Below are 24,565 nucleotides of genomic sequence, written 5' to 3' on the forward strand. Positions count from 1 at the left end.
CCTTCTTACTGCTGGGTCCAGTCCATGCGCGGCTGCTGAGGCTTCCGGGCACGGTGACGGACGCGGCTGATCTCTTCCTCGTACTGCTGCTGGAACGTGGCGTAGGCAGCCGCGGCGTTCTTGGCCGCATCCCGCAGATCGTCAGCGGACTTCTGGAGCTTCCGGGCCACCTTCTGCGCCCGGATGCGGGAGCCGAACGTCTTGCCCTCCGGGTCCGGCACCGCGCTGAGTACGCCCTTGAGGATCTCGGCACCCATGGCCACCTCGATGGAGAGCGTGACGGCCGCGGCACGGATGCTGTTGCAGTAGAACCGCACCTGCGCCGGGGAGCCGAACTCCGGGGAGGGCAGCAGGGCTTCGGAGTGCGGACGGCCGCCGTTGGCGCGGGTCTTGCTGCGGTTGTTGTTGACCGTGACGTTGATCGGCGGGACGAACGAGCCGCCCATCGCGCCGACGAACCCGCCCGCGGCGGCGCCCGCGTTGGCGAACTTGTTGCTCTTGTTCGCGCCCCCGCCGTTGCTGTTGCCGTTGGTGCGCGGCTGGTACGGCTGCTGAGCCTGCCGATTCCGGAAGTTGTGGACCCGGTTGGTGCTTCCGTTGTTTGCCATGTGGCCCTCTCCTCAGGTCAGTGGGTGCGGCGGACGACGAGCCAGGCGGTCTGTGCGGCGATCAGGTTGAGCAGCCACAGCAGCTCCAGCGGACCGGCCAGCGGGCCGAACCCCGCGGCCAGCGCCGTCCAGGCGAGCCCGGAGGTGCCGAGCAGGGCAGCCGAGATGCGCCAGGCCCACACCGTGCCGTCCTTGGCCGGACGGCGACGCTGCGCGATGGCCAGCCACAGCAGCGGGCCCGCGGCGGCGGGGGCGAGCACCAGAGCGGACCACCAGGCCATCACGTGCAGGAGTGCGGTGATGGGCAGGGCCAGCATGCCGAGGGTGAGCGGGGCAAGGGCGCGGCGGTGCTTCCACAGCCACCGCGCCGCCGCGTCCAGGGCCAGGCGGGTCAGGGTCGGGCGTTCGGGCACCACGACCACGAACGGGTCAGCGGAGCGGCGACCGTGCTGGCGCGGGATACGAACGGTCGTGACACCCGCCGCCGTCTTCACGGCGCGGGCACGGGTACGGCTAGACACAGTGAATCTCCCTTGAAGGGGTGGAGTGGTCAGGCAGCGCGCTGTTCCTCGGGATTGGGTGGTGAGCACGGGCCCGGCAGGCGGGGCGGTCAAAACAGCCCGGCTTGCTGCGGAGGCGTGATGTTGCGTACTGCTGCGGTGGCGCGGCGGCGGGCCGCGGTGAGGCAGTCCGGGCACCAGGCCCGCAACTCCCGGTGCGGCAGCTTGGCCGCGGCGAGAGCAGGAGTGAGCGGGTCAGCCGGGGCCGCGATCAGGCGGACCGGGCCGCGGTGCTTGCTGGCGTGCTGGTCGTGCTCACGCGGACAGCGCCCCTTGCCCTTGACGTGGGCGTTGCCGCACTGGCCGGTGCACTGACAGCGGTAACCCGCCGCTTCCATCACCGGCCGCCAGGTGTCGGCGTAGACGATCGGCTCGCTCATGCCGCCGCCCCCGCCGCGTCCTGGTCTTCGCCGCGGCAGGTCCAGGGTGAACAGCCCGTGGGCTCTTCCTCTTCGCCCTGGTCGGCGAGCAGGTCCAGGAGGGAGCCTTGGCGCTGCTTCCACTCATGGGCGGTGATGCGGTCGATCGGTGCCTGGTCCAGCGGGAGGCAGGAGCGGTGCAGATACGCCTCACCGAGCAGGGGCGAACCAGTCATGGTGCCGCGGGCGTTGCCGTTGCGGATGGCGTAGTCGAACGCGACCGCGTCCGCCCATTCCTCGGGTTGGTGGTCGCGCATGTGGCGCCACTGGGCGTCGGAGTGGAACGGGCAGCCGATACACGCGCTCTTCGGCGTGGCTCCCCAGCCGTGACCGGCTAGGTAGCGCACGCAGTCGGTGCGGGACCAGTCCAGTTCCAGCAGCGGATGCCGGTTGATCGCGTACTTGATGCCGGAGTCCTTGGCCCGGGTGAACTCATCCCGGCTGATCCCCACCCACTGTTCAGCGAAGACCCCGCGCGGGACGCGGCCGGTGGGGTAGCCGAGCAGGTGGCGGACCTGCCGCTTGATGTTCTTCAGCTTGTACTCATCCGTGCACTGGCGCCGGATCATGCCCACCGTGCCGTCCAGGTTCCGCACGAACAGCGGCATAGACGCGAACCGATGGGCCGGGTCGAGAGCATCCGTGCGGATGTTCCCGCCGCTGGTACGGATGACCGGGATCCCGGCCGGTGCCGCGACCTGCTGTTCAAGCCGGTCCAGATGGGCATAGACCGCGGCCGGTTCCCAGCCTGTATCGGCGAACACCGCCGCATCCAGCCGCGGCAACCGGCCCTCGGCCGACAGCAGCAGTAACGTGCTGGACTGCACCCCGGCCCCTAAGGACAGCACACGCAGAAGAGGGGATGTCATGCCGCCACCGCCCCAGGCTCGGGGCCGGATGCCTGGTCCCGGAGACGCTGGTAGATCTTGTGGACGTAGGAGGTGGAACGGGTGGACTTCCGGGCCGCCTCGGTGATCGTCTCCCCCATCACCCAGCACGTGCGGATGACGTTCAACGCCTCATCCGCGGGCAGCTTCTCCGTCTCCACGGCATCGTCCTCGGCCGAGGTAGATACCGGGGGGACGGTGAGCTCATACACCTGGCTGTCACCACAGATGACCAGCGGCGACCGCTCCACCGCCGCCGGGACCGGCGCGGGAGTCGGGGCCGGAGCAGGGGGTGCGGCGACCGGGGTGGACACCGGGGGGACAGGGGCGGATTCCACCGGGGCGTCCACCGCTTCCACCTCGGCGCGCAGCTCGGCGATTTTGCCGAGGATCGCGCGCCGGTAGTGGGTGATCGCTTCGGCGAGAACGATCAGGAGGACAGGGGGGATGGAGTGGAGCACCAGCCCGGCCGGATCCACCTGCCGGGGAACGCCGAACGCGCTCCCTTCCGGCCACAGCGAGCCCCAGCAGTTCATGACCCAGGTGCCCAGACCGGCGAACCAGCGCAGCCCCGAGGCCCAGCCGGAGGGGTTCACGCCGTACTCCGACAACCGGCCGTCCACGATCAGAACGGCCCCGAGAGCGACCGCAACCATGGGGTCCAGCAGCCACGCGATCCAGGGCGAGACCTCGTGCTGGATGGCGAACATCGTGACGTTGGTCGCGGTGAACGCGAGCGCCACCACGGCCACCAGCACCAGGACCGTCGTCAGCCCCGACTGGAGCCGGTTCAACGCGTCGTTCTGGACGCGCGGCGGGAGGGACCTGCCATTCATGCCGGGGCCCCCTTGTCTTCCCAGGGGGTGTAGGTGACCGGCTCGTCGGCGATCCAACGGTCCAGATGCTCGGCAGCCCCTGCGATGTCGTGGTCCTGCTCCAGGACACCGGCCAGGGTGATCCGTGCATGGGCCGCCCGGTTGATCAGGAGCGCGCGGTGTTCCCGCTCGTCCTCGTCGGTGATGTCCGGCAGGGGCAGGTCCAGCGCGTCATGCACGGCCCGCAGCAGCGCCGTAACGGCGTCGGTCTGGTTGAGCAGCGTCACCAGTCGCGCAGCCAGCGTCACGGAGTCGGTGGCGACGACGCGCCGCCGCGGCGCCATCCGCTCGGGGGGCGTCGGCATCACACCGCACCCCCGATCGCGATACCGGCCGCGATCACCAGCGGGATGGCCGCGTACCGGATCAGGTCGACCGCGACCTGAAGCCGCTCGAACTTCGTGACCGCGATCCGGGAGAGCGTCACGACGGCCGCCGGGCGGCGGTCCTGGCGCATGTCCGCCAGCAGCTCCTCGGCCGTCAGACCAGCCCAGTAGGGGAACGAGCAGTGATCGGTCCCACCGAGGCGAGGGCGGACGGCAGCCAGCAGGACGCTGGCCGAGGCGAGCAGCAGCACAACCGCCACCCCGCCGACCACCATCGCGGCGACCGGGAGGGACAGCCCGGTCCCGGCGGTCCACAGACCGGCCAGGGCCGCGCCGTCGAACGCCAGCAACAGAGCAACTTTGTTGTCGGTACGGGCCATGTCGGCCTTGACGTCCGCATACGCCGACGTCAGGTTCGCATCCACCCGCGCCACCGAGGCGGCAGTGGCCGACGTCTCCGAGGTGCTCACGCGCCCACCTCCGACGTGTTCACCTCGGTGGTGCGGTTCGTCAGCTCCCGCCGGACGGCCAACACCTTGCGGCGAGCCCTCCGCAGACGACGCGTGTCCAGCTCCGAAGCGGGCCGGTCAAGCAGGCTGATCTGCACGTCCAGCAACTCGACTTCCGCCTCGATCAGCGGCATCTCGTCCTCGATCGCGTCCAGCTCAGCGGCAGTCGGCTCGCGATCGGACAGATCGGCGGTAACAACCGCCTGAAGTGCACCGATGTGCTTCATGGGTCGTGGTTCCTCTCACAAGGGAACGGCCCGAACAGCACCCCCGGAGTTGCCGCTTCGGGGGTGCGCGCCGTTGTGGTGGAAAGCCGCGCGAACCTCGCGTGGCACGGCCGCAAACGGCGGCCGGAGTGCCCCGGACCGGACTCGAACCGGTCAGGCTGCCTTCGGGGCTCCGCGATCTTTGCCCTTGTCTCACCGCACGTGTGGGTCACTTGTCCGTCCTGTAGGGACGGCTTGGGAGAAGGTGCTTGCTGCTCGTGCGGCAGGGCCTACGGCTTGTCGCTGTTGCCTGATGCTTCTGACGGCCGCTCTTCCCGTGTGCAGGCTGCGGTGCGTCCTCTATTGAGTTCTCAAGATCCAGTCGCTTCCTTCGGACCCGTCTCACGGGGCCCTCCGGGCGTACGCATGGCCAAGTAGCCCCGCCCCCGAGGGGGTTCGGGCTGGCTTGCGGCCACATCCATAGACTGGACCGGTGGACCGGTCCAGTCAACCCTCTTCGAGTGGAAGTCGGTTGAGGGTCGGCGCGTATCCGCTGGTGAGAGTCGCTTTTTGGGCACGAAAAAAGCTGGACCGGCGGACCGGTCCAGCTTCTTCTGTTGTGCGTGATGGTTACATCTCGTAGGTCTCTTCCCGCTCATAGAGGGGGCCCGGCGTGACCCCTTCCTCGCAGACCAGCGGGCGCCCCTCCTGGTCGTACGCCGTGTGCAGCACGACAGCCACCGGGGTTGGGTCCGACAGGCCCAGGTGCTCCGCCTCGGTCTCGGTCGCCAGGCGCACCGTGGTGACGTCCGCCCCCTCCACGGGGAACCGGCCGGTCTGTCGGCGTACGTACCGCGTCGTCCCCTCGGCGATGGGGGCGGTCTGGGCCAGACGGGGCGCAGCCTCCGCCACCTCGGGCGGGAACCACGCCACCGCGTAGCTGTGGGGGCTCCCGTCGGGAAGCTGCATCACGCGCACCCGGCGGAGTGCCTCCGCGTCGCCGTCCATCCGAAGCGCCTCGGCCACGTGCGCCGGAGGCGCCGCCCAGTCGGGGGCGCCCACGCGCAGGAACGGCATGCCGCCGGTCACGCGCGCCGAACCGGCCCGGCGCCCACCCGCTGGCCGCGCCTTGGGGGTCTCGGTGACGATGAACCCCGTGCCTTGCTTGGCCTCGACCACGCCGTCGTTTCGCAGCACGTCCATGGCCTTGATGGCAGTGGCCCGTGACACGGACCACTGCTCGGCCAGATCCCGCCCCGATGGGACGATCTCGCCCGGCTCGAACTCACCCGCTGCGATCCGGGACCGCAGTGATTCCGCGATTTCCTCGTACTTCAGCAGCGCCATGGCTCCCCTTGTCAGGTCCGTACTGGACTGGTCCACCGGTACACAGGATACTGCCCTTATGTCGAAACCAGAGCTGGCCCTAGCACCGGAGATCGAACACTTCTACTCACAGGTCATCGACGAGAACGCCCGGCTGGGCATGTCGGCAGACGGGCGGCTGGAACTCATCCGCACTCAGGAGATCCTGCGCCGTTTCCTCCCACCGGCCCCGGCGCGCGTCTTCGACGTGGGGGGAGGGACGGGGGTGCACGCGCGGTGGCTTGTCGAAGACGGCTACAAGGTCGAGCTGATCGACCCCGTGGCCCGGCACGTCGAGCAGGCGGCGGCCATCTGTCCCGCATCGCAGGGCGACGCGCGTGCACTGGACGCGGCCGACGCGAGCTATGACGTCGTGCAGCTACTGGGCCCGCTCTACCACCTGCCCGACCCGGAAGACCGGCGCCAAGCCCTCTCGGAGGCCCGGCGCGTAGTGAAGCCGGGGGGAATCGTCGCCGCGGCGGGCATCAACCGGTACGCCTCGCTCTTCGAGCACGTCAGCTATGCCCACCTGCACACCGACCGTCTACAGACGGCTATCTCCAAGATCCTCAGCACCGCTGTGCACGACGGCAAAGGCTTCACCCTGGCCTACTTCCACCGTGCCGAGGAACTGGCGGACGAACTGCGTGCGGCGGGGCTGACCGACGTCGAAGTGTTCGGGATCGAGGGCCCTGCGTGGTCGTTGCTCAAGGTGGTGGAGCAGCAGCCGGGGGACGGGCCCACAGACGACTTGTTCGCCTCCGCACTCACAGCCGCGCGGATGGCTGAGCCCTACCCCGAGCTATTGGCCGCCAGCTCCCACCTGCTGGCGGTCGGGAAGGCGCCCCTGTAATCCGGGCTGTTCGGCGCGACCCATGGGACAGGTGTGGGGCAGAGCGGCCCAGTTGGGACGTTCTGCCTGATCACAGCAGTACGGCCGCGCGGACTGTAAATCCGTCGGCTTAGCCTACCCAGGTTCGAATCCTGGCGCCGCCACAGTGGAAAACGGCCCCTGAACTGCGGAAACGCAGTCAGGGGCCGTTTGCTGTGTCAGGGTGGAGCGGGGGCGCGGTCTCGCGCCGGGCCTAGGACTGGGTGCCGGTCCAGGTGAAGGTGGCGGAGGCCCGGGCGGGGAGCTGGTAGCTGAAGGACTGGCCGCCCCAGTCGACCTTCAGGGTCTGCTGGCTGCCGGTGTCGTTGTAGGCGATCAGCGCCTTGGAGCCGTCCGGGTTCTTCCAGGCCACGTTCGGCACCGTGGAGCTGGCGCTGGAGTCGATGCGGCGGGCTCCGGGCTTCACGAACTTCGTGAGGTGGCCCATCGTGTAGTACTCGACGGTGTAGTCGACCCGCCCGCTCTGGCCGTCGCCGTTGTGCACGGTGACCAGGCCGGTGCAGGTGTCGCAGCCGCCGTTGTGCGGGCCCTTGTTCTGGTCGACGGCGAGGCTCCACTTGATCCAGCTCTTGCCCCAGTTGCGGGTGTAGTCGATCAGGTTGTGCATGTCCTCCTGCTGCTGATTGGCGACCCAGGTGCCGCCGGAGTGCTCGGTGTCGAAGGCGTCCACATTCGGGTACTGGTTGTGGACGGTCGTCTGCTGGCCGACGTTGCCGCCGTAGCCGTGCCAGGCGATGCCGCCGAAGTTCGGGTGGTTGCGGATGGCGGCGTCGTCCACGACGGGCGCGCCGTAACCCGCCCACTGGTCCCAGTTCCAGTCGAGGGCGAGCACCTTGGTCTTCAGGCCCGCGGTCGCCAGCTTGGGCAGCAGTTCGCTCTTGGTGAAGTAGTTGAGCCCGGAGCCGTTCCACTGCATCGACGGGTAGCCGCCGCAGCAGGTGGGCTCGTTCTGCACGGTCACGTAGTCGATCGGCACACCCCGGCTCTGGTACTCCTGGATGTACTTCACGAAGTAGTTCGCGTACGTGCCGTAGTACTGCGCCTCCAGCCAGCCCTGGTTGAGCTGGTCGTTGTCCTTCATCCAGGCCGGGGCGGTCCAGGGCGAGGCCATGACCTTCAGTGCCGGGTTGAGCTGCCTGGCCTGCTTCGTCAGCGGCAGGACGTCGGCCAGGTCGTGGTTGATGGAGAACCTGGCGAGGCCGGGGTCGGTCTGCCCGGCCGGCACATCGTCGAAGGTGTAACCGAAGCGGGCCAGGTCGGAGCCGCCGAGCGGGTTGCGCAGGAAGCTCACCCCGATGCCGTCCGTGGGCGAGAAGAGCTTGCGCATCACCTCGTCGCGGGTGCTCTGGCTGAGCGCGCCGCTGCTGTTGAACAGCCATGCGGCGGTGTCCGTGAACGAGGCCCCGGCGCCCGAGAATTCCTGGTACGTCCTGGATTCGTCGACGGTGACACTGCCACCCCCGCCCGACCCGAACCGGATGGGCGCCTGCTGCTCCAGGCCCTTCACGACGGTGCGGCCGTCGGATCCGGAGGTGGTGGTCAGATAGACGTTGACGGTCTCGCCGGCCCTGACCGAGCCGGTATCGGCGGTCGTGGCGCCGGCCGGGGAGGTCAGCCATGGGCCGGCGGCCACGGCGACCGCGGCCAGGGTGCTCACCAGGGCGGTGCGCATGGTACGAGGGGATCTGGATCTGACGGATCTCATGAAACCGATGCCTTTCCTGTACGGACAGGCTCGGGCCGGTGCGGTCACGGCCGGAGAGAAGGAAGGGAAAACTCCGGCGACCGGTGTGTTCACGGCAACGGAGCGGCGGAGCGGCTGAGCGGCGAAGCACCGGTGTGTTCACGGTGCTCGGTGACTGTGATGATCCGAGGTGCGCCGCCGGGCGTCAAGCCTCGCGGACGACTTACCTCATGGCGTGGATTAAGTGTGCCCCTGCCGCCGTACGGGCGGCCGTCCGTCGTGGCGCGCCCTGGGCTCCGTGGGGCCGCTCCTAGGGTGGTGATTCCCCCGTATCAGGACAGAGGGGGCGGATCGTGGGCAGGGGCTTCAAGAACTTCCTCATGCGCGGTGATGTCATTGTTGTCGCCGTCGGCCTGGTCACGGCGCTGGCGTTCTCGACGCTGATCAAGGCGTTCACCGACTCCGTGATCAACCCGGTCGTCGCCCGGCTCCAGGGCGGCAAGGCGGTCGGGCTTGGCTGGCAGCTCGGAAACGAGGGGAACAACGCGACCTACATCAACATCGGGTCGTTCATCTCCGCCCTGATCTACTTCATCATCTTCATGGCCGTCATCTACTTCGTGATCGTCATGCCGTACAAGTACACCCAGGCCCGCCGGGGCGCGGAGGTCTTCGGCGAGCCGGGTCCGGTCAAGACCTGCCCGGAATGCCTCGCCGAGGACATCCCCGAGGCGGCGCGCAAGTGCCGATACTGCGGCTCGGATCAGCCACGCATGGAGTAGTCGCCGGGCCGATCAGCCGCCTGGCCGCCCGCCCCGCCTACCGCGCCCCGTCGAGGTCCAGCTCCAGCATGCGGATCGCGTTGCCGCGGAGGATCTTGTACGTGGTCTCGGGGGAGAGCCCGGCGACATGCTCGGCGGCGATGCGGCGGGTGTGCGGCCAGGTGGAGTCGACGTGGGGGTAGTCGGTCTCGAAGGTGGCGTTGTCCACGCCGATCGTGTCGAGCGACGCGACCCCGTGCTTGTCGCGGAAGAAGCAGCAGTAGATCTGCCGGTAGTAGTACGTGGACGGCGGCTCGGGGATGAGGTCGCGGACGCCGCCCCAGGCGCGGTGCTCCTCCCAGACGTCGTCGGCGCGCTCCAGGGCGTAGGGGATCCAGCCCATCTGGCCCTCGGCGTAGGCCAGCTTGAGGCGCGGGAAGGAGACCAGGACGCCGCTGAAGAGGAAGTCCATCATCGAGGCCATGGCGTTGTTGAAGCTCAGGGCGGCCTGGACGGCGGGCGGGGCGTCGGGGGAGGCGGCGGGCATCTGGGAGGAGGAGCCGATGTGCATGCACACGACCGTCCCCGTGGCCTCGCACTCGGCGAAGAAGGGGTCCCAGTAGCCGCTGTGGATGCTGGGGAGTCCGAGGTAGGTGGGGATCTCGCTGAAGGTCACCGCGCGGACGCCGCGGGCCGCGTTACGGCGGATCTCCCGCACGGCGAGGTCGACGTCCCACAGGGGGATCAGACAGAGCGGGATGAGGCGGCCGCCGCTGTCGCCGCACCACTCCTCGACCATCCAGTCGTTGTACGCCCGGACGCACGCCAGCCCGACCTCCTTGTCGTTCGCTTCGGCGAAGGTCTGGCCGCAGAAGCGGGGGAAGGTCGGGAAGCACAGCGACGCCTCGACATGGTTGAGGTCCATGTCGGCGAGCCGGTCCTTGGGGTCCCAGCAGCCGCGGCGCATCTGCTCGCGGGTGATGCCGTCGAGGGTCATCTCGTCGCGGGAGAAGCCGACGGCGGCGATGATCCGCTTGTAGGGGAAGAGGTCGCCCTCGTAAGTCCACCAGTCGGTCAGCTGGCCGTCCGGGTCGGTGGTGAACTTGTACTTGCCGCCGACATAGGCCAGTTCGCCGATCCCGGCCGTCAGCGGCTTGGGGCCGCGGTCCCGGTACTTGGCCGGGAGCCAGGTCTCGAAGAGGTGCGCGGGCTCGATCACATGGTCATCGACGCTGATGACCCGAGGCAGCTCGGTCGTGCCGTTCGTCTCGTCGGTCATCTCGCCATCTCCCCGGTCTATTCGTGGTGATCCTGTCGCTCCGTCTGATCTGACGGTTCGTCAGATTCTGGCGGCAGAGTAGGGCGGATCGCTTCAACCAACAAGAGAAAGTCCCGTTTCCGCACCTACGTCCAGGGCACACGATGTGCGACAACCGGGAGGAAACGGTGAACGCATCGTCGATCGCACGCGGACTGGGTTCGGCAAGACGCACACGTACCCCACGCGAGGCGGGCAGCCGGGCCATCGAGGCGGCGGCCCGCTGGGGCCTGGCCACCCGGGGGGTGCTCTATCTGCTCATCGGCGCCCTGGCGCTGCGCATCGCCTTGGGTGACCGTGGCGAGCAGGCCGACCGGGGCGGGGCCCTCCAAGGTCCTCGCCCAGCAGCCGTTCGGCGCGGCGCTGGTCTGGGCGGTCGGCATCGGGCTGGTCTGCATGGCGCTGTGGCGGCTGTCCGAGGCGGTCTTCGGGGCCGCGGGGCCGGACGGAGGCGCGGTACGCAAGCGGCTGGCGGGGGCGGCCCGTGCGGTCTTCTACGGCGTCGTCGCGTACTCCGTGCTCTCCTTCGCCACCGGCGAGCAGGGCAGCGGCTCCAGCGACCGCCAGTCCCAGGACGTGACGGCCCGCGCGCTCGACCTGCCGTACGGCCGGTGGCTGGTCGCCGCCGGCGGGACCGCGGTGGCCGCGGCCGGGGTGTGGATCGCCGTACGGGCGCTGCGGCGCGGCTTCCGCAAGCACCTCAAGGTGGGCTCGATGTCCCGGCGGACGCGGCGGGCCGTGGAGGCGCTGGGGGTCTGCGGCGGGGTGGCCCGCGGGGCCGTGTTCGCGGTGGCGGGCGGCTTCGCGCTCTCGGCCGCCGTGCGCTACGACCCGGGCAAGGCGAAGGGCATCGACGACACCCTGCGGACCTTCGCCGGGACGGCGGCGGGGCCCTGGCTGCTGATGGCGGTGGCGCTGGGACTGGCGCTCTTCGGGGTGTTCTCGTTCGCGATGGCCCGGTGGCGGCGGGTCTGAGCGCGCTGCTCATGCCTGGGGGGCTCGGGCCCGGCTCTGTCCCCGTGCTCGTGGCGCCGGGTCTGAGCGCGATTCCTGTGCCGGGGGTCTCGGATTATCGGGGCCGGCCGTCTGCTGTCCCTCGGTGTCCCTGTGTCCCCTGGCACCGGGCCCCGCCCCCGCCCCCGCGCCTCGCGCGTCTCGTACGGATGTGCCCCGTAAGGCGGTCTTCCCCGGGGTTCCGGGCGCCGGAACCATCGGACGATGCCGACCATCAAGCCCCGCGTGCCGACCATGAGGCCCCGCGCCCGTATCGCCGCCATCGGGGCGGCCTTCGCCCTCGCCGCCGCCACCCCCGTCGCCGCGTACGCCGCGCTGGACGACCCGCCCGCCGCGACGGCCTCCGACGCAGCGGCCTCCGGCGCCGTGGACCGGGGTAAGCCGTACGTCGAGACCCGGCTCTTCTTCGGCACCGAGCGCCCCGACGGCGGGCCGCCCGTCACCGAGAAGCAGTTTCTGGCCTTCGCGGACCGGCAGATCACCCCGCGTTTCCCCGCCGGCCTGACGATCCACGACGGCCGGGGGCAGTGGCGGGACCAGAACGGGACGATCGAGCGGGAGCGCTCGTACGAGGTGATCCTGCTCTACCCGACGTCCGAGGCCCCGACGCAGGACCCGCGGATCGAACGGATCCGGACGGCGTACGAGCGGCAGTACGCCCAGGAGTCCGTGGCCCGGGCCGACGCACCGGCCCGGGTGGACTTCTGAGCCATCGGGCCGGAGCCGACCACCCCGGCCGCCCCGACCACCCCGGCTACCCCCGCGCCTCAGCCCCGCTCGGCGGCGACCGCCGCCACCGCGTCCGCCACCGGCGTGTCGCCGTTGATCAGCTCCAGCGTGCGGCCCGCCGTACGGGGCTCGTCCAGGAGGGCGGCCAGGACCGCCGCCACATCGTCGCGGGTGACCTCGGCCCGGCCCGTGTGTTCGGCCAGTTTCACCCGGCCCGTGCCCGGGTCGTTCGTCAGCCGTCCCGGGCGCAGCACGGTCCAGTCGAGGCCGTCCCGGGCGCGGATGTCGTCGTCCGCCGCGGCCTTGGCGCGCAGATAGGCGGCGAAGACCGGGTCGGTGTCCGGCGGCGGCTCGTGGGACGCGCCCATCGAGGAGACGATCAGGAACCGCCGGGCCCCCGCCCGTTCGGCCGCGTCCGCGAAGAGCACCGCGGACCGGTGGTCGACGGTCTCCTTACGGGCCGCACCGCTGCCCGGGCCCGCCCCGGCCGCGAAGACGGCCGCGTCCGCGTCCTCCAGATGCTTGACCACGTCCTCCAGCGAGGCCGTCTCGAGGTCGCAGACGACGGGTTCGGTACCCGACGTCAGCAGGTCGCCCGCCTGTTCCGGCTTGCGGATGATGCCCGCCACTTCGTCTCCGCGCGCGGTGAGCAACCGCTCCAGCCGCAGCGCGATCTGTCCATGTCCACCAGCGATGACAATGCGCATGATCCCGACCGTACGCCGTGCGGCCTACTGTTGCTCGCCGCCGCTCTGCGACCGCGCCTGCCGGGGCAGGTCCAGCGCCACCGCGGCCGCCGAGTCGCAGTACTCCCGCACCGCGCTGGTACGGGCCACCACCCGGCCCCGGTGCACCACGACCCTGCTGTACGCGAGCGAGAGGATCCCCGCGATCCCGTCCCCGCGCACCGCGAGCAGCTCGGCGGGGAACCCGGCCTCCACCCGCACCTCGGCGAGCCCCATCGCGGCCCGCGCCCGCCCGCACACCGCCTCGTACGCCTCCTGCGGCCGCAGCTCGCCCCGGGACGCCAGCAGAAAGGCGGCCTCCAGGGGATCGCCCCGGCCCACCGGGTTGACCGCGTCCCGCAGCGCCCCGCTGCCCGCGGCCACCCGGACGCCCGCGGCGCGCAGCAGCCGCACCGGCGCGCAGGCCCAGGCGCGCGCTCCCCGCATGCCCTGCTGCTCCAGCCCGGCGCAGTCGCCCTGGGGGAGGCAGACGACGGTCACCCCGGCCGCCGCCAGCCGCTCGGCGATCCTCCCCGCGCTCTCCAGGGGCAGCCGGGACAGCCCGCCGCAGGGGCCGATGGTGACGCCCGGCCGCAAGCCCCCGGCCATCGCCGCGAGCCGGGCGAGGCGGGCCGGGTCGTCACCGTCCGTATGCAGATCGACGGCGCAGCCATGGCGGGCGGCGAGATCGAGGACGGCCTCGGCGTGGCCGGTCGGGTCCGGGTCGAGGTCGGGGCAGCCGCCGATGACCGCCGCGCCCATCTCCACCGCGTCCCGCAGCAGCGCGAGGCCGTCCGCCCCGGCGGCCCCGGTCAGCACCCGGGGCACCGCCACCGCGCTCAGCTCCGTGAGCCCGCGCAGGGTCCGGCCGGCCTCCAGGACCGCCTCCAGGGAGCGCAGCCCGTGCACTCCGCCGATGCGGACATGGGTGCGCAGCGCGGTCGCCCCGTGGCCGAGCTGCAGCAGCGCGGCCTCGACGGTGCGGCGCTGGATGTCCCCGGGGACGTACGGGACCGGGCCCGCCATGTCGGCCGTAAGGGCGGTGTCGCAGTGGGCGTGGGGTTCGGCGGGGGCGGGCAGCAGCAGATAGCCGCCGAGGTCCAGCCGGGTGCCGGGGACGAGGCTGCCCGCCGTGCCCACGGCCTCGATCCGCCCGCCGCTGAGCCGGACGTCCACGGTGCGCCCGTCGGCGAGCCGGACGCCGCCGAGCACCAGAGCGGTGGGCTCGGGGCCCGCGCCGCCGTTCCTGGGCGGCTGCTGAGGCTGCTGCGGCTGCTGCTGGCTCTCGGGCATCGCACTCCTGGGATTCGCAGGGCGTACGCGGGGCGCACAGGGGCGCGCGACGGTTGCGTGACGAGGGCGGTGGCGGTGACGCCAGGGCGCCACGGGTACGCGCCGAGCACACGAGGGGTAAGGCGACGAGCAACGCGCCGGGCACGCGTCGGATGCGTGCGCAGCCAAGATCACGCGGGTGCGATCCGAAGCCTAGGACGCGGTGGGGGCGGCTTCGCGGAGGAGCCGAATAGTCGTACCGGTGTGGTGCCTGAGCCCAGGGTGACGAGGGGTCGATACGGATTTCACCTTCGGCGGCCGACCGTGTAATGTCTTCATCGCTCGCCCCAATAGCTCAGTCGGCAGAGCGTCTCCATGGTAAGGAGAAGGTCTACGGTTCGATTCCGTATTGGGGCTCTGATGTGTGAGGTTTCCCGTTCGACTACGCTGTGTCGAACGGGGAGTCACTCGCATCACAGCGGTGTAGCTCAGTCGGTAGAGCAAGCGGCTCATAATCGCTGTGTCACCGGTTCAAGTCCGGTCACCGCTACTGACAGTAGCCGATTGCGGGGTCGGTCCTTCGATCGGCTACTCTTTCTGCGTTAATCCTTTATCCGTTCGTCAAGGAGCACTCACGTGGCTGCCACCGACGTCCGCCCGAAGATCACGCTGGCCTGCGTGGAGTGCAAGGAGCGGAACTACATCACCAAGAAGAACCGGCGCAACGACCCGGATCGGCTTGAGATCAAGAAGCATTGCCCGCGTTGCAACGCGCACACCGCGCACCGAGAGACGCGATAGCAATAAGCTCTCATTCGAGGCCGCCCCCACTCGCGGGGGGCGGCCTCGTTTCGTTGGTAATTCAATCGCAGGAGGTGTGCGCCGATGGCGCTCGACCAGTCCTTCGTAGGGCGGACCTACCCGCCCACCGCGGCCTACGAGGTCGGCCGGGAGAAGATCCGGGAATTCGCCGAGTCCCTGGGTGACACCAATCCGGTCTACACCGACCCCGAGGCGGCCAGGGCCCTCGGCTACCCCGACGTGATCGCCCCGCCGACGTTCATTTTCACGATCACCTTCAAGGCGGCCGGGAAGCAGGTTGTCGAGGACCCGCAACTGGGGTTGGACTACAGCCGGGTGGTCCACGGTGATCAGCGGTTCGAGTACACCCGCCCGGTCCGCGCGGGGGACCACCTGTCGGTCACCTCGATCATCGACTCGATCAAGTCGCTGGCCGGCAACGACATCCTGTCCGTCCGCGGTGAGGTCCACGACAAGGCGGGTGATCATGTAGCGACGTCGTTCACGACGCTGGTGGCCCGCGCCGCCGACGCAGAGGTGGAGGAGAGCAGATGACGACGGCCAAGATCTCGTACGACACCGTGGAGGTCGGCACCGAGGTGCCGATGCGCGAGTTCCGGGTGAACCGCGCCGACCTCGTGCGGTACGCGGGCGCGTCGGGCGACTTCAATCCGATCCACTGGAACGAGAAGTTCGCCAAGGAGGTCGGCCTCCCCGACGTCATCGCGCACGGCGCCTACACCATGGCCCAGGCGGCCCGCGTGGTGACCGAGTGGGCCGGCGACCCCGGCGCCCTGGTCGAGTACGGCGTCCGCTTCACCAGGCCGGTCGTGGTCCCCAACGACGACAAGGGCGCGCTCATCGAGATCGGCGCCAAGGTCACCGCCAAACTGGACGACGAGGCCCGTACGGTGCGCCTCGACATCACGGCGACCAGCGCCGGCCAGAAGGTGCTGGGCCGGGCCCGCGCCGTGGTACGGCTCGTCTGAGCCCTCGACCGCGCCCGAGCGGCTCCCCGGCGGATGAGAGCACGCCACAGCGTGTGAAGCCCGCCTGAGCCCCTTACGGGCCGCACGCCCCGTCGGCCCCCGGACTCCCCACACCGGGGGCGGCCACCCCAGAGCCCCCAGGGGGCGCCCCCGTACTCTTGAGCGCGTGCAGGAACTCCACGACGCCCCTCTCGCGCCCCTCACCACCTTCCGCCTCGGCGGACCGGCCAACCGGCTGCTCACGGCCACGACCGACGACGAGGTCATCGCCGCGGTCCGGGCGGCCGACGCGGCCGGGACCCCGCTGCTGGTGATCGGTGGCGGCAGCAATCTGGTCATCGCCGACAAGGGCTTCGACGGCACCGCCCTGCAGATCGCGACCAGCGGCTTCACGCTCGACGGCACCCGCCTGGAGCTCGCCGCGGGCGAGAACTGGTCGGACGCCGTGGCCCGTACGGTCCGGGCCGGGCTCGCGGGCATCGAATGCCTCGCCGGAATCCCCGGCTCCGCGGGGGCCACGCCGATACAGAACGTCGGCGCCTACGGCCAGGAGGTCTCCGCCACGATCACCGAGGTGATCGCCTACGACCGCCGCGCCGACGAGGTCGTCACGATCCCGAACGCCGACTGCGCCTTCTCCTACCGCCACAGCCGCTTCAAGGCCGACCCCGACCGCCATGTGGTGCTCCGGGTCCGCTTCGAGCTGGAGGACGCGGGCGGCCTCTCCGCACCCGTCCGGTACGCCGAGACAGCGCGGGTACTCGGCGTCGAGGTGGGGGACCGGGTGCCGGCCGCCGTCGCCCGCCAGACCGTCCTGGGACTGCGCGCGGGCAAGGGCATGGTGCTCGACCCCGAGGACCACGACACCTGGTCCGCCGGGTCGTTCTTCACCAACCCGGTGCTCACCGAGGACGCCTACGCCGCCTTCCAGGCCCGCGTCGCCGACCGCCTGGGCCCGGACACCGCGCCGCCCGCCTTCCCGGCGGGCGACGGTCTGATCAAGACCTCGGCGGCCTGGCTGATCGACAAGGCGGGCTTCACCAAGGGCTACGGCACCGGCCCGGCCCGGATCTCCACCAAGCACACGCTCGCCCTCACCAACCGGGGCGAGGCCACGACCGAGGATCTGCTGGCGCTGGCCCGCGAGGTGGTGGCCGGGGTCGAGGGGGCGTTCGGGGTGACCCTCGTCAACGAGCCGGTGACGGTCGGCGTGAGCCTCTGAGACTCACCAGCACAGCGTCACGTGACGCTGTGCTCAGCCCGCCAGCCAGTCGTCGATCCCCGTCAGCATCCGCTGCCGGACCTCCTCCGGCGCGGCCGACCCGCGCACCGACTGACGTGCCAGCTCGGCCAGTTCGGCGTCCGTGAAGCCGTGGTGCTCGCGCACCAGCTCGTACTGCGCCGCCAGCCGTGAGCCGAAGAGCAGCGGGTCGTCCGCCCCGAGCGCCATCGGCACCCCCGCGTCGTAGAGCGTCCGCAGCGGGATGTCCTCCGGCTTCTCGTAGACCCCGAGCGCCACGTTCGACGAGGGACACACCTCGCAGGTCACCTGGCGCTCGGCGAGCTTGGCCAGCAGCCGTGGGTCCTCCGCCGCGCGCACCCCGTGGCCGACCCGGGCCGCGCCGAGGTCGTCCAGGCAGTCCCGCACGCTGCCGGCGCCCGACAGCTCGCCGCCGTGCGGCGCGGCCAGCAGCCCGCCCTCCCGGGCGATGGCGAAGGCCCGGTCGAAGTCACGGGCGAATCCGCGCCGCTCGTCGTTGGAGAGGCCGAAGCCGACCACGCCGCGGTCCGCGTAGCGCACCGCGAGCCGGGCGAGGGTGCGCGCCTCCAGCGGATGCTTCATGCGGTTGGCGGCGACCAGCACCCTGATCCCCAGCCCGGTGTCCGTGGAGGCGCTCTCGACCGCGTCCAGGATGACCTCCATCGCCGGGATCAGCCCGCCCAGACGCGGGGCGTACGAGGTGGGGTCGACCTGGATCTCCAGCCACTGGGCCCCGTCCCGCACGTCCTCCTGGGCCGCCTCGCGCACCAGCCGCCGGATGTCGTCGGCGTCCCGCAGGCAGGACCGTGCGATGTCGTACAGCCGCTGGAAGCGGAACCAGCCGCGCTCGTCGGTGGCCCGCAACTTCGGCGGCTCACCGCCGCTCAGTGCCTCGGGCAGGTGGACGCCGTACTTGTCGGCGAGTTCCAGGAGGGTCGCGGGGCGCATGGAGCCGGTGAAGTGAAGATGCAGATGCGCTTTGGGGAGCAGGTGTACATCGCGTGCCATCTGCAGATACTGCCGTACGACCGGACCTGCCGGTACCGCTTTCCCCGAACGGGGAGGTGCACACATGAGGAAGGGCCGGATCCGCCCCGCGGATTCCGGCCCGTTCCCTACGTGTCCCTACGTGCGTGAGATCCGAGCGCCTTACGCGCTCGCCTCGCCCAGCAGCTTCTGCAGCCGGGAGACGCCCTCGACGAGGTCCTCGTCGCCCAGCGCGTACGACAGCCGCAGATAGCCCGGGGTGCCGAAGGCCTCACCCGGCACCACCGCGACCTCGGCCTCCTCCAGGATCAGCTCCGCCAGCTCGACGCTGGTCCGCGGCCGCTTGCCGCGGATCTCCTTGCCGAGCAGCCCCTTGACCGAGGGGTAGACGTAGAAGGCGCCCTCCGGCTCCGGGCACTCGACGCCGTCGATCTCGTTCAGCATCCGCACGATGGTGCGGCGGCGGCGGTCGAACGCCTCGCGCATCGTGGCCACGGCGTCGAGATCGCCGGAGACGGCGGTCAGCGCGGCGACCTGAGCGACATTGCTCACATTCGAGGTGGCGTGCGACTGCAGGTTGGTCGCGGCCTTGATGACGTCCTTGGGGCCGATGACCCAGCCCACCCGCCAGCCGGTCATCGCGTACGTCTTCGCGACACCGTTGACCACGATGCACTTGTCGCGCAGCTCGGGCACCACGACCGGCAGCGAGTGGAACTCCGCGTCGCCGTAGACCAGGTGCTCGTAGATCTCGTCGGTCAGCACCCACAGCCCGTGCTCGGCGGCCCAGCGGCCGACCTCCTCGATCTGCTCACGGCTGTAGACCGCGCCGGTGGGGTTCGAGGGGGAGACGAAGAGCAGCACCTTGGTGTGCTCGGTGCGGGCCGCCTCCAGCTGCTCGACGGAGACGCGGTAGCCGGTCGTCTCGTCGGCGACGACCTCCACCGGGACACCGCCGGCCAGCCGGATCGACTCCGGGTAGGTGGTCCAGTAGGGCGCGGGGACGATGACCTCGTCGCCCGGGTCCAGGATCGCGGCGAACGCCTCGTAGATCGCCTGCTTGCCGCCGTTGGTCACCAGGACCTGGGCCGTCTCGACCTCGTACCCGCTGTCGCGCAGCGTCTTCGCGGCGATCGCGGCCTTGAGCTCGGGGAGCCCGCCGGCCGGCGTGTAGCGGTGGTACTTGGGGTCGCGGCAGGCCGCCGCCGCGGCGTCGACGACGTAGTCGGGCGTGGGGAAGTCGGGCTCACCGGCGCCGAAGCCGATCACCGGACGGCCGGCGGCCTTGAGGGCCTTGGCCTTGGCGTCGACGGCGAGGGTCGCGGACTCGGAGATCGAGCCGATCCGGGCCGATACCCGCCGGTCGGTCGGGGACTGTACGGGGGGAGTAGCAGCGGTCATAGATGCATCGTCGCAGACGGGCGAAATGGGTGGCACACGGGTTTGCGGAGACTTCGCGCGCTTCTCGTTCGACGCCCGGCCGTCAAGCACGTACACTCAACCGTCGTTGGCCGATCAACAGCCGCATCCGACCGCACACTCCGTGCAGCCGGATGTATGCGGTAGGTTGGTGGTGCCGCGAAGGGTCGTAGCTCAATTGGTAGAGCACTGGTCTCCAAAACCAGCGGTTGGGGGTTCAAGTCCCTCCGGCCCTGCTACACGCACTTGTGATCAGGGTGCGTGCATGCGTACGCAAGGACAAGCACCGCTGTGCGGCCGGGCCGGACGCGGCACGGCCACGACCCGGATTCAGGTGAGGACGAGTGACGGAAGCCCTTGGCTCCACCGCGACGCCTGAGAGCGGTCGTCCCGATGAGGACGAGGTGGCGACCAAGCGGGGTCGCCGTGGTGGCAAGCGCGCGAAGAAGGGGCCCTTCGGCCGCCTCGCGCTCTTCTACCGCCAGATCATCGCTGAGCTGCGGAAGGTCGTCTGGCCCACCCGCGGTCAGCTGTCGACGTACACCAGTGTGGTGATCGTTTTCGTCCTCATCATGATCGGCATCGTGACCGTGATTGACTATGGGTTCAATAACGCCATCAAGTACGTCTTTGGCTGAGACCCACGCGAAAGGCGGCCGCCGTCCCGGCGTCGCCTCTTTCGCACGTTCCACCCCCTTGAAGCCAGGAAGAAGCAGCCACAGTGTCTGACCCGAACCTGAACGGCGCCGCCGAGCCCGTCGAGTCCCGTGAGGACGAGCTCGACATCGTTGAGGCGGCGGACTCCGACCAGGCTGAAGCAGCCGACGCCTCAGCGGGCGTGCCCGCCGAGGAGGAAGCGTTGCATATCGAGGGCGAGGACGCCCTCGAGGCCGATGCGGCCCTCGAGGCCGAGCCGGACGGGCTGGACGAGGCAGAGGACGCGGCCGAGGCGGAAGCTGAGGGCGCGGCCGAGGTCGACCCGGTCGAGGCGCTCCGCGAGGAGCTGCGCGGACTGCCCGGTGAGTGGTACGTGATCCACACCTACGCGGGCTACGAGAAGCGCGTGAAGGCCAACCTGGAGCAGCGTGCCGTCTCGCTGAACGTCGAGGACTTCATCTATCAGGCCGAGGTCCCCGAGGAAGAGATCGTCCAGATCAAGAACGGCGAGCGCAAGAACGTCCGGCAGAACAAGCTGCCCGGCTATGTGCTCGTCCGCATGGACCTGACGAACGAGTCGTGGGGTGTCGTCCGCAACACTCCGGGTGTCACCGGCTTCGTGGGCAACGCCTACGACCCGTACCCGCTGACCCTGGACGAGATCGTCAAGATGCTCGCTCCCGAGGCCGAGGAGAAGGCCGCCAAGGCCGCCGCCGAGGAGAGCGGCATGCCGGCGCCGAGCCGCAAGGTCGAGGTCCAGGTGCTGGACTTCGAGGTCGGCGACTCGGTCACGGTCACCGACGGCCCGTTCGCGACCCTGCAGGCGACGATCAACGAGATCAACGCCGACTCGAAGAAGGTCAAGGGCCTGGTGGAGATCTTCGGCCGGGAGACCCCGGTCGAGCTGAGCTTCGACCAGATCCAGAAGAACTGAGTCTCCTCACCAGAACTTCCGAACAGGTCAGACGGGCTTTCGCGGCCGGTCTGACCTGCTCGGTTTTAAGGCGCACACCTATACCCGTTATCGTTGTGCGGTATGCCTCCATCCGGATGATCCGGTTCGGAGGCGAACCACCTCTCACTAGGACCCGGAGAGAGCATGCCTCCCAAGAAGAAGAAGGTCACGGGGCTGATCAAGCTCCAGATCCAGGCCGGCGCCGCGAACCCGGCCCCGCCGGTCGGCCCCGCGCTGGGCCAGCACGGCGTCAACATCATGGAGTTCTGCAAGGCCTACAACGCCGCGACCGAGTCGCAGCGTGGCATGGTCGTGCCGGTGGAGATCACGGTCTACGAGGACCGCTCCTTCACCTTCGTGACCAAGACCCCGCCGGCCGCCAAGCTGATCCTCAAGGCCGCGGGCGTGGAGAAGGGCTCCGGCGAGCCGCACAAGACCAAGGTCGCCAAGATCAGCCGCGACCAGGTGCGTGAGATCGCCACCACCAAGATGCCCGACCTGAACGCCAACGACCTGGACGCCGCCGAGAAGATCATCGCCGGCACCGCCCGTTCCATGGGCATCACGGTCGAGGGCTGACACCTCCACGGCGAGGGCTCAAAGCCCCCGCAGCCATGTGTGGCAGGGCCAAGCGCTGGCCCGGACCACGAACTCCACAACATCAGGAGCAACAGTGAGCAAGCGCAGCAAGACTCTCCGCGCTGCGGAGGCCAAGATCGACCGGGAGCGCAACTACGCCCCGCTCGAGGCCGTCCGTCTCGCGAAGGACACCTCCGCGACCAAGTTCGACGCGACCGTCGAGGTCGCCATGCGCCTGGGCGTCGACCCGCGCAAGGCCGACCAGATGGTCCGCGGCACCGTGAACCTGCCGCACGGCACCGGTAAGACCGCCCGGGTCCTGGTCTTCGCGACCGGTGACCGTGCTGCGGCCGCGGAGGCCGCCGGCGCCGACATCGTCGGCTCCGACGAGCTCATCGACGAGGTGTCCAAGGGGCGTCTGGACTTCGACGCCGTCGTCGCCACCCCGGACCTCATGGGCAAGGTCGGCCGCCTCGGCCGGGTGCTCGGTCCGCGTGGTCTGATGCCGAACCCGAAGACCGGAACCGTCACCCCGGACGTGGCCAAGGCCGTCACGGAGATCAAGGGCGGCAAGATCGAGTTCCGCGTCGACAAGCACTCCAACCTGCACTTCATCATCGGCAAGCTCTCGTTCGACGAGACCAAGCTGGTGGAGAACTACGCCGCGGCGCTGGAGGAGATCAACCGTCTCAAGCCGTCCGCCGCGAAGGGCCGCTACATCAAGAAGGCGACCCTGACCACCACGATGGGCCCCGGCATCCCGCTGGACGCCAACCGCACCCGCAACCTGCTGGTCGAGGAAGAGGCCGTCTGAGGCCGCCCCTGAACCGGCGCACCACGGTGTGCAACCGCCGGGCCCCCGCACCACGTCGAAGGTGCGGGGGCCCGGCGTCTTTCGTTGTCGGCCCCCTCCGCTAAAGTCACTGCAGACGTAAAAGAGAAATAAAAAATAAGGGGGAGCCGTGCGCGGTACTCATGTCGGTGCGCGTTGGGCTATAGCCGCTGGAAGCGTCGTTCTCATGGTCGGCCTCACCGCGTGCGGGAGCGAGAAGTCCGACGATGACAAGGCCGGCGAGAAGACGGGCGACAAGTCCGGCCAGTCCGCGATGAGCCCGCTGGCGGCGCTCAAGCTGGCCTCGCAGCGGACGGACCAGAAGAACTCGGCCAAGGTCGAGGGCACCACCAAGATGGGCGAGCAGAACTCGCAGATGTCCGGCTCCATGGACTGGGCCAACGGCATCCGGGCCAACATGTCCATCACCCAGAGTGGTGGCGCCATCGCCTCCTCGCCGATCGAGGGCAAGGCGATGGACGCGCGCTACACCCCGGACGCGATGTTCCTGAACATGGGCGACGAGTTCGCCGCGCAGGCCGGCAGTGGCAAGCACTGGGTGAAGTACGACTACGGCGTGCTGGCCCAGAAGGCCGGTCCCTCGGGCGCGTTCCTGAAGGACCAGATGCAGAACAACAACCCGTCGCGCTCCGTGGAGCTGCTGCTCGCCACCGGCAAGGTCAAGAGCGTGGGCTCGGAGAACGTGAAGGGCGTCAAGGCCACGCACTACACGGGCACGGTCAAGGTCTCCGAGATCGCCAAGATGCAGTCCAAGGAGCTGAGCCAGTCGGACCTGGACGCTCTGCAGAAGCAGCTGGAGACCTCCGGCATGGACACCGAGACCATCGACCTGTGGGTCGACGACCAGAACCTGCTGGTCAAGAAGCGTGAGCAGGCCCAGAGCAACAACGGCTCCTACGACTCCACCGTCTACTACTCGGACTACGGCACCGCCGTGACGGTCGAGGAGCCGACGTCCTCGGACACCGTTGACTTCCAGGACATGCTCCAGCAGTAGAGCCGATTTGCCTGGCCGCGGCCCGTTCGCGTAATCTCCTACAGAAGCCAAAGACCGCTGGTTGTCGCTGCGCCCCCGTAAGGGGTGCGGTGGCTGAAGGATCCGCTAGCTGCGGGCGACCTGCGTAGGTGTATGTGGTTGAACTCCCGAACGGGCCGTGAGCCTGTGCCGGTCGAGTTACGCCCCGAGCGCCTGCGCCGGGGCGTTTTCGCATTGTCCAGTCTCCTTCCTTCAGGCCGTAGCGGTCCTCATCACCCGGAAGGAGGCCGAGGCTCATGGCGAGTCCTGACAAGGTCGCAGCCGTCGACGAGATGCGGGAGAAGTTCCGCACCTCCCACGCGGCTCTCGTGACCGCGTACACCGGTCTCACCGTTGCGCAGCTCAAGGAGCTGCGCCGTTCGCTCGGTGAGAACGTTCAGTACCGTGTGGTGAAGAACACGCTGACCAAGATCGCGGCCAACGAGGCCGGGATCAACCAGCTCGACGACCTGTTCGCGGGTTCGTCGGCCGTCGCCTTCGTGACCGGTGACCCGGTCGAGGCGGCGAAGGGTCTCCGTGACTTCGCCAAGGAGAACCCCGCTCTCGTCATCAAGGGCGGTGTCCTTGATGGCAAGGCGCTGTCCGCCGACGAGATCAAGAAGCTCGCGGACCTCGAGTCCCGTGAGGTGCTGCTCGCCAAGCTGGCGGGTGCGATGAAGGCCAAGCAGTCCCAGGCTGCCGCGCTCTTCCAGGCCCCGCTGTCCAAGTTCATCCGGACCGCCGAGGCTCTCCGGCAGAAGCAGGCCGAGCAGGGCGGTGCCGAATCCCCGGCTCCCGCCGAGGCCGAGTCCGAGTAATCAGGCTCCGGTCGCAGCGGGCCGGGAAGCCCGCCGACATATACATCCGGCACCACCTGCCGAATTAGTGGAAGGACCGCC

General features: G+C 69.7%; 28 protein-coding genes, 4 tRNA genes and 1 pseudogene. 18 read left to right on the forward strand and 15 right to left on the reverse strand.

Annotation, left to right across the window (positions count from 1 at the left end):
• Positions 1-5: 5 nt before the first annotated feature.
• From traA to CGL27_RS27560, 9 genes are all read right to left on the reverse strand, one after another.
• On the reverse strand, positions 6-608 hold the full coding sequence (gene traA, locus CGL27_RS27520; protein WP_119990684.1) for a plasmid transfer protein TraA: 603 nt from the start codon (positions 606-608) through the stop codon (positions 6-8).
• A gap of 17 nt (positions 609-625) precedes the next feature.
• A complete protein-coding gene (locus tag CGL27_RS27525) occupies positions 626-1,129 on the reverse strand; it encodes a hypothetical protein (RefSeq protein WP_119990685.1) in 504 nt (167 codons plus the stop codon).
• An 89-nt stretch (positions 1,130-1,218) separates the two neighbouring features.
• Positions 1,219-1,548 (reverse strand): hypothetical protein, encoded by a 330-nt coding sequence (locus CGL27_RS27530; protein ID WP_119990687.1) that lies wholly within the window; start codon positions 1,546-1,548, stop codon positions 1,219-1,221.
• Positions 1,545-2,456, reverse strand: coding sequence for a hypothetical protein (locus CGL27_RS27535; RefSeq protein WP_119990689.1), 912 nt, complete (start codon positions 2,454-2,456; stop codon positions 1,545-1,547). The genes CGL27_RS27530 and CGL27_RS27535 overlap by 4 nt, the downstream gene beginning before the upstream one ends.
• Complete coding sequence (locus CGL27_RS27540) at positions 2,453-3,310, reverse strand: hypothetical protein (protein WP_162953080.1); 858 nt, start codon at positions 3,308-3,310, stop codon at positions 2,453-2,455. The genes CGL27_RS27535 and CGL27_RS27540 overlap by 4 nt, the downstream gene beginning before the upstream one ends.
• Positions 3,307-3,654, reverse strand: coding sequence for a hypothetical protein (locus CGL27_RS27545; RefSeq protein ID WP_078642658.1), 348 nt, complete (start codon positions 3,652-3,654; stop codon positions 3,307-3,309). The genes CGL27_RS27540 and CGL27_RS27545 overlap by 4 nt, the downstream gene beginning before the upstream one ends.
• Positions 3,654-4,145 carry a Pycsar system effector family protein gene (locus tag CGL27_RS27550; protein ID WP_119990693.1) on the reverse strand — a complete coding sequence of 164 codons (492 nt, stop codon included), beginning with the start codon at positions 4,143-4,145 and terminating at the stop codon, positions 3,654-3,656. The genes CGL27_RS27545 and CGL27_RS27550 overlap by 1 nt, the downstream gene beginning before the upstream one ends.
• The gene (locus tag CGL27_RS27555; RefSeq protein ID WP_119990695.1) at positions 4,142-4,411 is read right to left on the reverse strand and encodes a DUF6284 family protein; all 270 of its coding nucleotides are present in this window, start codon (positions 4,409-4,411) and stop codon (positions 4,142-4,144) included. Before CGL27_RS27555 ends, CGL27_RS27550 begins: the two co-directional genes overlap by 4 nt.
• Before the next feature lie 609 nt (positions 4,412-5,020).
• Positions 5,021-5,737 carry a GntR family transcriptional regulator gene (locus CGL27_RS27560; RefSeq protein WP_119990697.1) on the reverse strand — a complete coding sequence of 239 codons (717 nt, stop codon included), beginning with the start codon at positions 5,735-5,737 and terminating at the stop codon, positions 5,021-5,023.
• A 58-nt stretch (positions 5,738-5,795) separates the two neighbouring features.
• Between CGL27_RS27560 and CGL27_RS27565 the strand changes: the two genes are divergently transcribed.
• Positions 5,796-6,608 carry a class I SAM-dependent methyltransferase gene (locus CGL27_RS27565; RefSeq protein ID WP_119990699.1) on the forward strand — a complete coding sequence of 271 codons (813 nt, stop codon included), beginning with the start codon at positions 5,796-5,798 and terminating at the stop codon, positions 6,606-6,608.
• A 37-nt stretch (positions 6,609-6,645) separates the two neighbouring features.
• A tRNA-OTHER gene (locus CGL27_RS50230) sits at positions 6,646-6,751 on the forward strand.
• 89 nt (positions 6,752-6,840) lie between these two features.
• On the opposite strand, the gene CGL27_RS27570 is transcribed toward CGL27_RS50230, so the two are convergent.
• Complete coding sequence (locus CGL27_RS27570; RefSeq protein ID WP_119990701.1) at positions 6,841-8,352, reverse strand: glycoside hydrolase family 30 beta sandwich domain-containing protein; 1,512 nt, start codon at positions 8,350-8,352, stop codon at positions 6,841-6,843.
• 332 nt (positions 8,353-8,684) lie between these two features.
• Between CGL27_RS27570 and CGL27_RS27575 the strand changes: the two genes are divergently transcribed.
• Positions 8,685-9,113, forward strand: coding sequence for an MscL family protein (locus CGL27_RS27575; RefSeq protein ID WP_119990703.1), 429 nt, complete (start codon positions 8,685-8,687; stop codon positions 9,111-9,113).
• 37 nt (positions 9,114-9,150) lie between these two features.
• Here CGL27_RS27575 and CGL27_RS27580 read toward each other — a convergent pair whose 3' ends face one another.
• Positions 9,151-10,371: an amidohydrolase family protein gene (locus tag CGL27_RS27580; protein WP_078642893.1), complete on the reverse strand. Its 1,221-nt coding sequence runs from the start codon at positions 10,369-10,371 to the stop codon at positions 9,151-9,153.
• Positions 10,372-10,514: 143 nt separating this feature from the next.
• Here CGL27_RS27580 and CGL27_RS27585 point away from each other — a divergent pair.
• Positions 10,515-11,385: pseudogene (locus tag CGL27_RS27585) on the forward strand (DUF1206 domain-containing protein).
• Between the two features lie 243 nt (positions 11,386-11,628).
• On the forward strand, positions 11,629-12,132 hold the full coding sequence (locus CGL27_RS27590; RefSeq protein ID WP_119990705.1) for a DUF3574 domain-containing protein: 504 nt from the start codon (positions 11,629-11,631) through the stop codon (positions 12,130-12,132).
• Positions 12,133-12,191: 59 nt separating this feature from the next.
• Here the strand turns inward: CGL27_RS27590 and CGL27_RS27595 are convergent, their stop codons facing one another.
• Together CGL27_RS27595 and CGL27_RS27600 are read right to left on the reverse strand one after the other, a co-directional pair.
• Positions 12,192-12,860 carry an NAD(P)H-binding protein gene (locus tag CGL27_RS27595; RefSeq protein ID WP_119990707.1) on the reverse strand — a complete coding sequence of 223 codons (669 nt, stop codon included), beginning with the start codon at positions 12,858-12,860 and terminating at the stop codon, positions 12,192-12,194.
• 24 nt (positions 12,861-12,884) lie between these two features.
• A complete protein-coding gene (locus tag CGL27_RS27600; protein ID WP_119990709.1) occupies positions 12,885-14,171 on the reverse strand; it encodes a hydrolase in 1,287 nt (428 codons plus the stop codon).
• Between the two features lie 323 nt (positions 14,172-14,494).
• Between CGL27_RS27600 and CGL27_RS27605 the strand changes: the two genes are divergently transcribed.
• The 6 genes from CGL27_RS27605 to CGL27_RS27630 all read left to right on the forward strand — a co-directional run bounded on the left by CGL27_RS27605 (position 14,495) and on the right by CGL27_RS27630 (position 17,162).
• A tRNA-Thr gene (locus CGL27_RS27605) sits at positions 14,495-14,567 on the forward strand.
• A gap of 60 nt (positions 14,568-14,627) precedes the next feature.
• A tRNA-Met gene (locus tag CGL27_RS27610) sits at positions 14,628-14,700 on the forward strand.
• Positions 14,701-14,786: 86 nt separating this feature from the next.
• Positions 14,787-14,951: a 50S ribosomal protein L33 gene (gene rpmG, locus CGL27_RS27615; protein ID WP_009715907.1), complete on the forward strand. Its 165-nt coding sequence runs from the start codon at positions 14,787-14,789 to the stop codon at positions 14,949-14,951.
• Positions 14,952-15,035: 84 nt separating this feature from the next.
• The gene (locus CGL27_RS27620) at positions 15,036-15,506 is read left to right on the forward strand and encodes a MaoC family dehydratase N-terminal domain-containing protein (RefSeq protein ID WP_078642898.1); all 471 of its coding nucleotides are present in this window, start codon (positions 15,036-15,038) and stop codon (positions 15,504-15,506) included.
• Entirely contained in the window at positions 15,503-15,940 is a 438-nt protein-coding gene (locus CGL27_RS27625; RefSeq protein ID WP_119990711.1) for a MaoC family dehydratase, read from the forward strand. Before CGL27_RS27620 ends, CGL27_RS27625 begins: the two co-directional genes overlap by 4 nt.
• Positions 15,941-16,106: 166 nt before the next feature.
• Positions 16,107-17,162, forward strand: a complete 1,056-nt coding sequence (locus CGL27_RS27630; protein WP_119990713.1) for a UDP-N-acetylmuramate dehydrogenase — start codon at positions 16,107-16,109, stop codon at positions 17,160-17,162.
• Between the two features lie 33 nt (positions 17,163-17,195).
• Here CGL27_RS27630 and CGL27_RS27635 read toward each other — a convergent pair whose 3' ends face one another.
• Positions 17,196-18,209, reverse strand: coding sequence for an adenosine deaminase (locus CGL27_RS27635; RefSeq protein WP_119990715.1), 1,014 nt, complete (start codon positions 18,207-18,209; stop codon positions 17,196-17,198).
• 141 nt (positions 18,210-18,350) lie between these two features.
• Entirely contained in the window at positions 18,351-19,589 is a 1,239-nt protein-coding gene (locus CGL27_RS27640) for a pyridoxal phosphate-dependent aminotransferase (RefSeq protein WP_078642902.1), read from the reverse strand.
• Positions 19,590-19,770: 181 nt separating this feature from the next.
• Here CGL27_RS27640 and CGL27_RS27645 point away from each other — a divergent pair.
• The 7 genes from CGL27_RS27645 (at position 19,771) to rplJ (ending at position 24,484) form a co-directional block, all read left to right on the forward strand.
• Positions 19,771-19,843 (forward strand) — tRNA-Trp (locus tag CGL27_RS27645).
• Between the two features lie 108 nt (positions 19,844-19,951).
• A complete protein-coding gene (gene secE, locus CGL27_RS27650) occupies positions 19,952-20,245 on the forward strand; it encodes a preprotein translocase subunit SecE (protein WP_043235335.1) in 294 nt (97 codons plus the stop codon).
• Between the two features lie 83 nt (positions 20,246-20,328).
• A complete protein-coding gene (nusG, locus tag CGL27_RS27655; RefSeq protein ID WP_119990717.1) occupies positions 20,329-21,198 on the forward strand; it encodes a transcription termination/antitermination protein NusG in 870 nt (289 codons plus the stop codon).
• Between the two features lie 165 nt (positions 21,199-21,363).
• Positions 21,364-21,798 carry a 50S ribosomal protein L11 gene (rplK, locus tag CGL27_RS27660; RefSeq protein WP_044571693.1) on the forward strand — a complete coding sequence of 145 codons (435 nt, stop codon included), beginning with the start codon at positions 21,364-21,366 and terminating at the stop codon, positions 21,796-21,798.
• Between the two features lie 94 nt (positions 21,799-21,892).
• Entirely contained in the window at positions 21,893-22,612 is a 720-nt protein-coding gene (gene rplA / locus CGL27_RS27665) for a 50S ribosomal protein L1 (protein ID WP_014054147.1), read from the forward strand.
• Between the two features lie 205 nt (positions 22,613-22,817).
• The gene (locus CGL27_RS27670) at positions 22,818-23,648 is read left to right on the forward strand and encodes a hypothetical protein (protein WP_119990719.1); all 831 of its coding nucleotides are present in this window, start codon (positions 22,818-22,820) and stop codon (positions 23,646-23,648) included.
• A gap of 275 nt (positions 23,649-23,923) precedes the next feature.
• Positions 23,924-24,484 carry a 50S ribosomal protein L10 gene (gene rplJ, locus CGL27_RS27675; RefSeq protein WP_014054149.1) on the forward strand — a complete coding sequence of 187 codons (561 nt, stop codon included), beginning with the start codon at positions 23,924-23,926 and terminating at the stop codon, positions 24,482-24,484.
• Positions 24,485-24,565 lie beyond the last annotated feature (81 nt).

The organism is Streptomyces sp. 11-1-2 (assembly GCF_003595545.1).
GTDB classification, from domain to species: Bacteria; Actinomycetota; Actinomycetes; order Streptomycetales; family Streptomycetaceae; genus Streptomyces; species Streptomyces hygroscopicus_B.